This window comes from Actinomadura roseirufa (assembly GCF_900659635.1).
Taxonomy (GTDB): domain Bacteria; phylum Actinomycetota; class Actinomycetes; order Streptosporangiales; family Streptosporangiaceae; genus Spirillospora; species Spirillospora roseirufa.
In genome coordinates, this window is the sequence record NZ_CAACVB010000286.1 from 1 (window position 1) to 8829 (window position 8829).

Below are 8829 nucleotides of genomic sequence, written 5' to 3' on the forward strand. Positions count from 1 at the left end.
AGCGAGGCGATGCGGGAGGTGGACCTGGGCGTCGCGGCCGGCGCGGACCCGCTCCCGGGGGACGGCTCGGCGGCGGTGCCGTCCGCGGCCACGGAGGTCCGCCGGGACGCCCTCGCGCGGCTGCTCCCGGACACCCGGATCGCCGCGCGCTGCGCGATCGCGGGCCGCCACCTGGTCGTGCGGGGCGACCTGCGCACCTACCGGATCCATCTCGGCACGGCGGCCGTGACGATGGAGCCGGGTCGCGTCCCCCTGCGCGTCGAGCCGGTGCGGCGGCAGGGGCACTCCGGGTTGTTCCTGCCGTTCGAGGACGAGCGGCTGTCGCTGATCCTCAGCACCGCGTTCCTACTCGCCGCCGACGGGCGGATCACCGATCCGGAGCTCCGGCGGCGGATCGCGGCCGGCTGAGGACCGCAACCGGGCGGCTGCCGGGCGGCTGACGGGCCTCAGCCCAGCAGGCCCAGTTCCTGGGCGCGCAGCCCCGCCTGGAAGCGGGAGTCGGCGTCCAGCAGCACGAGGATCTCGGCGACGCGGCGGCGGTAGGTGCGCAGGGACATCTCCAGCCGCCGCGCCGCCGCCTCGTCCTTCAGCCCGCCGCCGAGCAGCCGCAGGATGCGGCGGCTCTCCTCGCTGAGCGCGGGCGGCCGGTCGCGCCGGTGTTCGGCGAGGTCCACGGCCCTTTCCCAGGTGGCCCAGAACAGCGAGATCACGCCGTTGACCACGCCCGGCGACCGGACGACGGTGTACTCGCGGACCCCGGCCTCGGGCGGCCCGGCGAGGATCGCGACGCGCCGGTCGATGACGATCGTCTCGTGCGGCAGCGGGGTCGCGCAGATGCGCACCCGCGGCCCCCGTCTGGCGATCTCCACCAGGGCCCGCTCGGACTCCTCGTCGGCGAGGGCCTCGTGGTTGTGCAGCTTGTAGGCGGGCACGTCGGGGCGGTCCCGCCGCCGCGCGGCGATGATCTGCTCGCGGACCCCGGGCAGCGCCCAGGTCCGCAGGTCGCGCGCCGCGCAGACGAACTCCTCGCGGGCGTCGAACAGGTGCCCTGCGCGCTCGGCGAGCTCGGCCTCGCCGCGCAGGACGACGTTGCGGTCGAGGTCAGCGCTCATCGCCCCCAGTCTGCCACCGCGCCGAGGCTCGTGGGCAGGGCGCGGGCGGGGCCGGAACCGGGGCCCGGGGACGCTGGCAGCAAGCTGCCAGTCGCTCGCTCAGCACGGGCGGCCTCGGCACAGTGGGCGCATGACCACGGAGACCAAGCAGTACGGACATTTCGACCTCGGTGACCTGCGGGTGGCGCGGATGGGGTTCGGCGCGATGCGCCTGCCCGCCTCGACCCGGGACGGCGCCGCCAACGACCGCGACACCGTCCTCGGCGTCCTGCGCAGGGCCGTCGAGCTGGGCGTCGACCACATCGACACCGCGGCCTTCTATCACCAGCACGGCCTGGCCGCCAACGAGCTGATCCGGACGGCCCTCGGCCCGTCCTACGGCGAACTGGTGATCGCCACGAAGGTCGGCCCGCGGCGGGGCCCGCGGGACCGGTACCCGACCGGGCAGCTTCCGGCGTCCGGGCTGCGCGCCGAGGTGGAGCGCAACCTGACGGAGCTGGGCCTGGACCGGCTGGACCTCGTGTACCTGCGGCCGGGCGGGCTGGAGACGCCGGGCGACGAGTCGATCGGGGAACGGTTCGCCGTCCTGGCGGAGCTGCGCGAGGAGGGGCTCGTCCGGCACCTCGGCCTCAGCCATGTCAGCGTCGCCCAGCTCGCGGAGGCCCGCGCGATCGCGCCGGTCGTGGCCGTGCAGAACCGCTTCGACGTGACGCTCCCCGAGGACACCGGGATGCTCCGCGCCTGCGAGCGCGACGACATCGCCTTCGTGCCCTACTTCCCCCTGGGCGGTTTCGGGATCCCGGACGACGCGCGCGTCGCCGCGGTGGCCGCGCGGCACGGGGCCACCGTGCCGCAGGTGCTGCTGGCGGGACTGCTGGCCCTGTCGCCGGTGATGCTCGCGATCCCCGGAACCGGGAACCTCGCCCACCTGGAGGAGAACATGGCCGCCGCCTCGCTGCGCCTCACTCCCGAGGACGTGGCGGAGCTGCGGGCGGCCCCTCCCCGGCCATGACGTAGGCGCCGGCCTCCAGCCGCCCGATCAGGCCCCGCGTCCAGTCGGTCGAGGCGTCCGCGGAGTGGACCCACCAGCCGATCAGCTCGCGCAGGTGGTCGGCCGGGTCCTGCTCCTCCAGGTGCGGGGCCACGCTCGAACGCCACGACGCCAGCTCGTCCAGCCGCCTGCGCAGCAGCGCGAGGGCCTCGGCGCGGGACAGCGCGGTGAGGAAACCGAGCCCGGCGGTGAGCATCTCGGGGTGCCGGACGTCCACGGTGGACAGCGCGCAGCGCAGCAGCCGCAGGAACTCCGCCCGGCCCGCGTCGGTGATCTCGTAGTCGGTGTGGGGCGGCCCCGCGTCGCTCTCCTCGACGTCGTGGGCGTGCAGGAGGCCCTCCTTGGCGAGCTGCTTGAGCGCGTGGTAGATCGAGCCCGGGTTCACGTGCGCCCACTCGTCCGAACCCCACGACATCAGCTCGCGCCGCACCTCGTACCCGTGCGCGCGCCCGAACCGCCGAACCCCTCCGAGGACCAGCAGCCGCGTCGTCGACATCCTTCCCCCTGTTCCTGACCGTGCGTCCGGAACAAGATAGAGCGTCGGTGCCGCGAGGGCCCCGCCACCCCGCCGGGACGGCACCGGGGCGGTACCCGCGCGGTGCCGGGGTGGTACCCGGGTGGTACTGAGGCGGGCGGGAACGGCGCCGCGCGGGATCAGGTGTCCACGAAGCCCGGCGGGACGATCACGCGCAGGGCGTTGCCGCGCAGCCGGATCGTGACCGGGGTCCGGCCGCGGACCTCGCCGTCCACGTCCACCCGCAGCGGGGGGTCGGTCTCGATCTCCACGTGCGCCGTGGTGAGGAACGCGTCGTCCTCCAGGGACCGCCACGGCCCGGTCAGCACGTGCCGGGCCGTCGCCGACGCCAGCCGCAGCCGCCGCTCGTCCCCGAGCCGGTACACCGCGAGGAGCCGGTCGTCGGGGCTGGCGTCGCGGGCGATGCGCTGCCCGCTGTGGTGCGCTCCGTTGGCGACGTTGAGCTGGTGCGTCATGACCTCGTGGGTCTCGCCGCCGATGGTGATCCGGGCGGTGAACGCGGCGTGCCGGGGCAGCAGCCGCGCCGCCGTCAGGGCGTAGGCCGAGCGGCCGAGGACCCGCTTGAGCCCGTGCGGGACGTGCGCGGCCACGTCCACCGACAGGCCGAGGCTGACCATGTTGGCGAAGATGTGCTCGTGGTCGTCGCCGGGGCCCTCGCCCTGCGCGTCGCCGGTGCTGGCGAACCAGCCGACGTCCACGTCGGCGACCTTCCCGCCGGGCGGCCCGGCCATCGCGAGCGTGGCGACGGCGCCGGACAGGTCCAGCGGCATCTCCAGGCTCCGCGCGAAGTTGTTGGTGGTGCCGAGCGGCAGCACGCCGAGCGCGATGTCGCGGTGCGCCAGGTGCCCGACGGCCTCGGCGACCGTCCCGTCCCCGCCGCCGACGACGACCAGGTCCGGTTCCAGCGCCAGCACGTCGGTGAACAGCTCGCCCAGCCGCGTCGGGTCGGTCACCGGGAAGACGTGCGCGAACTCCAGCCCGGCCTCGCGCAGCAGCCGCCGCGCCCGCCCGTACAGCCGGCGGCCGCGCCGCGACCGTGAGTTGACCACCAGTACCGCGCGGCCGCCCGCCTTGATCGCCGCTTCCAGCTCCGCTTTGCTCCGCATCCGTGCCGGCCGCCCTCCGTCGTCCGCGTCACCTTACCCAGCCGCGTCCGGATGATCCCCGGACCGCGCGCCCGCCGGTGATCACCGGTCCGCCCGGACGGGCTAGGGTCGGACGATGACCTCGTCCGGTTCCGTCCCCGGCGCGGCCTCCTCCGGCGCGGTCGGCCCCGGCTCGGACGCGGAGGTCCCCGCCTTCTGGCGCGCGCTCGGTCTGCCCGGCCTCGTCGACGTGCACGTCCACTTCATGCCGCCGCGGCTGATGAGCGCGGTGTGGGCCTACTTCGACGAGGCGGGACCGCTGCTCGGCGGCCGGTGGCCCGTCCGGTACCGGCTCCCGGAGGACGAGCGGATCGCGATCCTGCGCCGCCTCGGCGTGCGCGCGTTCAGCTCGCTGGCCTATCCGCATCGTCCCGGCATGGCCGAGTCCTTGAACGAGTGGACCGCCGAGTTCGCCGAGCGCGTCCCCGGATGCCTGCCGACGGGGACGTTCTACCCCGAGCCGGGCGCCGCCGCCTACGTCCGCCGCGCCCTGGAAGGCGGCACCCGGCTCTTCAAGGTGCACCTTCAGGTCGGCGGGTTCGACCCGCGCGCCCCCGAACTGGACGAGGTGTGGGGTGCGCTCGCCGAGGCGGGGGTCCCGGCGCTCGTGCACGCCGGGTCGGGCCCGGTCGCCAACGGTTTCACCGGTCCCGGCCCGTTCGGCGGCGTCCTCGCCCGCCATCCGCGGCTCACCGCGATCGTCGCGCACCTCGGCGCGCCCGAGTACGGCGGGTTCTTCGACCTCGCCGGCCGGTACGAGGGCGTCCACCTGGACACCACCATGGTCTTCACCCGGTTCGGCGGGATGGGCGCCTTCCCCGGCGAGCTGCTGCCGCGGGTGCGCGACCTCGGCCTGGCCGGGCGGATCCTGCTCGGCACCGACTTCCCCAACATCCCCTACGCCTACGCGCATCAGCTGGAGTCCCTCGCACGACTGGACCTCGGTGACGACTGGCTGCGCGCCGTCTGCTGGGACGCCGCCGCCGCGCTCTTCGGCCTGGACGCCGGGACCTGACCGCCGCCGGGCGGCCCGGGAACCGCCGGGCCGCCGGTCACTGATCGTCCGGGGCCGTCTCCGCGTGCCGGTGGGACACGGTGGCCCCGGCGACGTGCCGGGGGCCGTGCGCGTCCTCGCAGTGCCCGTGCCGGCCGTCCTCCCCGGGGTCCTCGCCGACGTGGTCGACCTCCAGGGTCGTGTGCGTGATCCCGTAGGCGCCGCGCAGCAGCGCCTGCAGGTCGCGCCGCACCGCGTGGCAGTCGCCCTTGCCGTCCACCAGCACGTGCGCCGACAGCGCCGGGTAGCCGGAGCTGACCTCCCACACGTGCAGGTCGTGGACCTCCTCCACGCAGGGCCGCCCGGCCAGCCGCGCGCCGAGCTCGGACGGGTCGAGCCCCGCCGGCGCCGCCTCCATGAGCACGCGGCCCGCGTCCCGCAGCAGCCCGTACCCGGCCTTGAGCATCAGCGCCGCCACCACCAGCGAGGCGGCCGCGTCGGCGCGGGCGAACCCGGTCGTCCACACCACCAGGCCGGCGATCGCGGTGGAGATGAACGCGTACAGGTCGTTCAGGATGTGCTGGAACGCGCCCTCGACGTTGAGGCTGCTCCGGTTCGCCCGGCTGATCAGCCATGACGCCGCCACGTTGACCGCGATCCCGGCCAGCGACGTCCAGAAGACGAGCTGTCCCTCGACGTCGGGCGGCGTGAGCAGCCGCAGGACGCCCTCGTAGACGAAGTAGACCGCCAGCAGGATCAGCGTCAGCCCGTTCAGCTGCGCCGAGAGGATCTCCGCGCGGCGCATCCCGAAGGTGAAGCCGCCCTTGGGCGGGCGCGCCGCGATCCGCATCGCCACCAGCGCCAGCACGATCGCGAACGCGTCGGTCATCATGTGCGCGGCGTCGGAGATCAGCGCCAGCGAGCTCGCCAGCACGCCGATGACGACCTCGCCGGTCATGTAGAAGAGGATCAGCGCCAGGGCGCCGCCGAGCAGCCTGCGGTCGGCGTCCGCGGAGACCCCGTGCCCGTGTCCGTGCCCGTGACCGTGTCCGTGGCCCCCCGCCTGCCCGGCGTGCTCGGCGCCCGCCGCGTGGCCCGTGGTCCGGCCCGGCGTGTCCGGCCGCGGCGCGGTCATGCGGCGTCCTCCCCGTGGCCGACGTGGGCGAGCGCGAGGTCGAGCAGCATCCGCACGTGCGAGTCGTCCAGCCGGTAGTAGGCCATCCGGCCCGCCCGGCGGACCCGGACGACGCGGTTGGCGCGCAGCAGGCGCAGCGCGTGCGAGACCGCCGACTCCGAGTGCCCGCAGGACGCGGCGATGTCGCACACGCACATCTCGCCGCCCTCCAGCAGCGCGATGATCACCCGCAGCCGGCCCGGGTCGGACAGCAGCCCGAACACCTGCGCCAGCTCGGTGATCGTCTCCGCTTCCGGCAGGGCCGCCGAGACCACCGCCACCTTCGCCGCGTCGACCACGCGCACGGCACAGGACTCGGCGGCGCCGGCGGGCACCGCGGCGGCGCCCGTCACCGGGGCCGGGGCCGCCGTCGCGGGCGCCGCGGCGGCGATCTCGGCGGTGGCCTCGGCCGGGAGCACGTCTGAAGTACTGCTCATATGAGCAAATGTACCGCACCGTGTTCCCCTCGTGGTCCTCTCGTGCCCACTACGTCACGGGCGTACCCGGAAGACCCGGCGTCCCCGGCGTCTCGGACGGCGGCATGGACACCACCGGATCCGCCCCGCCGCCCGGCTCGGTGGGCGGGCTCGACTCGCCGCCGGTTCCCTCGCCGCCGGACGGGACGTCCGTCGGCCCGTCCGTGGGCTCGCCGGAGTCGGTCGGGCCGGCGGACGGGGTCGGGGAGGACGAGTCGCCCGGCTCGTCCGTCGGGCCGCCGGTGCCGGGCGAGCCGCTGTCGGAGATGTCCGGGGTCGGGGAGCCCGCCGTCACCGGCGCCTCGGTCGGGGGCAGCGGCTCGGGCGGCCCGTCGGACTCGCCGTCGGTGGCCCGGGGCCGCTCGAACCCGATGGTGCCCTCGGGGTCGACGAGCACGAACGTGCCGATGGTCCCCTTCCAGGAGGCGCGCGGGCTCACCTTGGTCACATTCTTCTTGGTGAATCCCGGCCAGGACCGGCCAGTGTAGGACGCGCCCCGGGTGGAGATCTCTTTCTCCGGCCGGGTCAGTGGATTACCGCAATTGCACTTCACCGCCGGGACGCCGAAGCCATTGACGAGCACGCCCATTCCGGCCTGGAGGACGGCGGCCTCGCTCGTCGCCCGGCCGTCGCGGTAGCCGTGGTTGGTGACCAGCGTGTCGGCGCGCAGCAGCACCGGCGTCAACCGCGACACGTACCGGGCGATCTCCCCGACCGGGATCCCCTGCACCCGCGCCCATGCCTGCGCCTTGGCGGGGTTGGCCTGCAGGAACTCCACCAGCTTGCGCTGGTCGCAGCTGGACGCCCGGCGCGTTCCCCCGTAGAGGCCCGGCGAGTCGCCTTCGCGCGTCCCGCCCTTCCGGGGACGGCCCGCCACCTTCAGCTCGTCGGTGTTCGAGACGAGCCGGTACGGGTCGGGGCCCGGGGTGCCCACGGTGAGCCGGGTGATCGTCGCCCCCGCGTCACCGCAGCCCGTCAGCACCCCCGCCGCCGCGCACAGCACCGCCAGCGACAGCGCCGCCGGCCGCGCGGGGATCCTGCGCCGGGCCATTCGCGAATGATTCTCAACCATGCCTTCGTCTCCCGCTCCGGGCTAGCCGAACCTGTACTCTTTGATGCAGGCCGAGCCGGTTTTGTGCCCGGTGAATTACTGCAATCTCCGGAGCCGGCCCGCGCGGCCGGATTCGGGACCCGACGGGGGGACGAATGGCGGGCCCGCTTCCCCTGGACGCGACCGACCCGACGCGGCTGGGCGGCTGCGAGCTGCTCGGCCGCATCGGCACCGGCGGCCAGGGCGTCGTCTATCTCGGCCGCCCGCTCGAGCCGGGCGTCCTGCCGCCCCTGGTGGCCGTCAAGCTCCTGCACACCCAGCTGGTGGGCAACGCCGCGGCGCGGGCGCGGTTCGTCCGCGAGCTGGCCCTGCTCCAGCGGGTCGCGGGGTTCTGCACCGCGCAGATGCTCGCCGCCGACGTGGCGGGCGACAGGCCCTACATCATCAGCGAGTACGTGGCGGGCCGCTCGCTGCGCGACCTCGTCCTGGAGGAGGGCCCGCGGGCCGGCGCCGACCTGGACCGCCTCGCGATCAGCTCGGTGACCGCGCTCACTGCGATCCACCGCGCCGGGATCGTGCACCGCGACTTCAAGCCGCAGAACGTGCTCATGGGCCCGGACGGGCCGCGCGTGATCGACTTCGGCATCGCCCGCGCGTTCGACGGCGACGCCACGCTGACCAGCCAGGTCGTCGGCACCCCCGCCTACATGGCGCCCGAGCAGTTCGCCGGGCGGGTCGTGCCGGCCACCGACCTGTTCGCCTGGGCGGGCACCCTGCTGTTCGCCGCCACCGGCACCGACCCGTTCGCGGGCGGCCCGCTGCCCGCCGTGATGTACCGGATCATGCACGAGACGCCCGACCTCGGCGCCCTGCCCGGCCCCATCGCCGAGGTCGCCGCGGACTGCCTGGCCCGCGACCCGCGGGCCCGCCCGACGTCCGAGGCCGTCCTGCTGAGGCTGCTCGGCGACCGCGACGTCCCGCCGCGGACCCCCTTCGGACCGGCGCCCGACGCGCGCTTCACCACGCCCTACACCGTCGCCCCGGCCAACACGACCGTGCGGCGCGCCGTCCCCCCGCCGACAGGGCCCGCCACGTCACCGGCCCCGGCACCCGGCCCCGACCCCGCGACGGTCCCGGCTCCCGCCCCCGGTCCCGTCCCCGCGCCCGGTGCGAGCCCTGTGCCCGGCCCCGCGCACGCGTACGGCGGTCCCGCGTACGGCGGTCCCGCGTCCCCGGTGGCTCCCGTGCCGCAGGGGGCGCCGGGCGAGGCGGCCCCCGTCCCGTATCCGGT

The 8829-nt window shown here is 75.3% G+C and carries 10 protein-coding genes; 4 read left to right on the plus strand and 6 right to left on the minus strand.

Annotation, left to right across the window (positions count from 1 at the left end; all coding sequences use genetic code 11):
- The coding region (locus tag E1291_RS42610; protein ID WP_442316399.1) for a DUF7737 domain-containing protein at positions 1–408 on the plus strand (408 nt) is incomplete at its 5' end.
- Positions 409–446: 38 nt separating this feature from the next.
- Here the strand turns inward: E1291_RS42610 and E1291_RS35155 are convergent.
- Positions 447–1112, minus strand: coding sequence for a helix-turn-helix domain-containing protein (locus E1291_RS35155; protein WP_131742382.1), 666 nt, complete (start codon positions 1110–1112; stop codon positions 447–449).
- Between the two features lie 130 nt (positions 1113–1242).
- Here E1291_RS35155 and E1291_RS35160 point away from each other — a divergent pair, with 130 nt between their 5' ends.
- Complete coding sequence (locus tag E1291_RS35160) at positions 1243–2124, plus strand: aldo/keto reductase (protein WP_131742383.1); 882 nt, start codon at positions 1243–1245, stop codon at positions 2122–2124.
- Here E1291_RS35160 and E1291_RS35165 read toward each other — a convergent pair.
- Together E1291_RS35165 and E1291_RS35170 are read right to left on the minus strand one after the other, a co-directional pair.
- Positions 2075–2659, minus strand: a complete 585-nt coding sequence (locus tag E1291_RS35165; protein WP_131742384.1) for a PadR family transcriptional regulator — start codon at positions 2657–2659, stop codon at positions 2075–2077. The two genes, E1291_RS35160 and E1291_RS35165, sit on opposite strands and share 50 nt — an antisense overlap.
- A 158-nt stretch (positions 2660–2817) precedes the next feature.
- Entirely contained in the window at positions 2818–3804 is a 987-nt protein-coding gene (locus E1291_RS35170) for a diacylglycerol/lipid kinase family protein (RefSeq protein WP_131742385.1), read from the minus strand.
- 115 nt (positions 3805–3919) lie between these two features.
- Here E1291_RS35170 and E1291_RS35175 point away from each other — a divergent pair, with 115 nt between their 5' ends.
- Positions 3920–4858 carry an amidohydrolase family protein gene (locus E1291_RS35175; protein ID WP_131742386.1) on the plus strand — a complete coding sequence of 313 codons (939 nt, stop codon included), beginning with the start codon at positions 3920–3922 and terminating at the stop codon, positions 4856–4858.
- 37 nt (positions 4859–4895) lie between these two features.
- Here the strand turns inward: E1291_RS35175 and E1291_RS35180 are convergent, their stop codons facing one another.
- Genes E1291_RS35180 through E1291_RS35190 form a run of 3 tightly spaced genes read right to left on the minus strand, consistent with a single transcriptional unit; the run spans position 4896 to position 7538 of the window.
- A complete protein-coding gene (locus E1291_RS35180; RefSeq protein WP_131742387.1) occupies positions 4896–5972 on the minus strand; it encodes a cation diffusion facilitator family transporter in 1077 nt (358 codons plus the stop codon).
- Positions 5969–6448, minus strand: coding sequence for an ArsR/SmtB family transcription factor (locus E1291_RS35185; RefSeq protein WP_131742388.1), 480 nt, complete (start codon positions 6446–6448; stop codon positions 5969–5971). The genes E1291_RS35180 and E1291_RS35185 overlap by 4 nt, the downstream gene beginning before the upstream one ends.
- 49 nt (positions 6449–6497) lie before the next feature.
- A complete protein-coding gene (locus tag E1291_RS35190) occupies positions 6498–7538 on the minus strand; it encodes a DUF6777 domain-containing protein (RefSeq protein WP_131742389.1) in 1041 nt (346 codons plus the stop codon).
- A 155-nt stretch (positions 7539–7693) separates the two neighbouring features.
- On the opposite strand from E1291_RS35190, the gene E1291_RS44795 reads away from it, so the two are divergent.
- Positions 7694–8829 (plus strand): serine/threonine-protein kinase (locus tag E1291_RS44795; RefSeq protein ID WP_278045301.1); only part of this gene is annotated, 1136 nt, incomplete at its 3' end.

Excerpts from the sequence above, each read along its gene's own strand:
- E1291_RS35170 (WP_131742385.1), bottom strand. The coding sequence starts at position 3,804 with ATGCGGAGCAAAGCGGAGCTGGAAGCGGCGATCAAGGCGGGCGGCCGC.
- E1291_RS35175 (WP_131742386.1), top strand. The coding sequence starts at position 3,920 with ATGACCTCGTCCGGTTCCGTCCCCGGCGCGGCCTCCTCCGGCGCGGTC.
- E1291_RS35190 (WP_131742389.1), bottom strand. The coding sequence starts at position 7,538 with ATGGCCCGGCGCAGGATCCCCGCGCGGCCGGCGGCGCTGTCGCTGGCG.
- E1291_RS35160 (WP_131742383.1), top strand. The coding sequence starts at position 1,243 with ATGACCACGGAGACCAAGCAGTACGGACATTTCGACCTCGGTGACCTG.
- E1291_RS35155 (WP_131742382.1), bottom strand. The coding sequence starts at position 1,112 with ATGAGCGCTGACCTCGACCGCAACGTCGTCCTGCGCGGCGAGGCCGAG.
- E1291_RS35180 (WP_131742387.1), bottom strand. The coding sequence starts at position 5,972 with ATGACCGCGCCGCGGCCGGACACGCCGGGCCGGACCACGGGCCACGCG.
- E1291_RS35185 (WP_131742388.1), bottom strand. The coding sequence starts at position 6,448 with ATGAGCAGTACTTCAGACGTGCTCCCGGCCGAGGCCACCGCCGAGATC.
- E1291_RS35165 (WP_131742384.1), bottom strand. The coding sequence starts at position 2,659 with ATGTCGACGACGCGGCTGCTGGTCCTCGGAGGGGTTCGGCGGTTCGGG.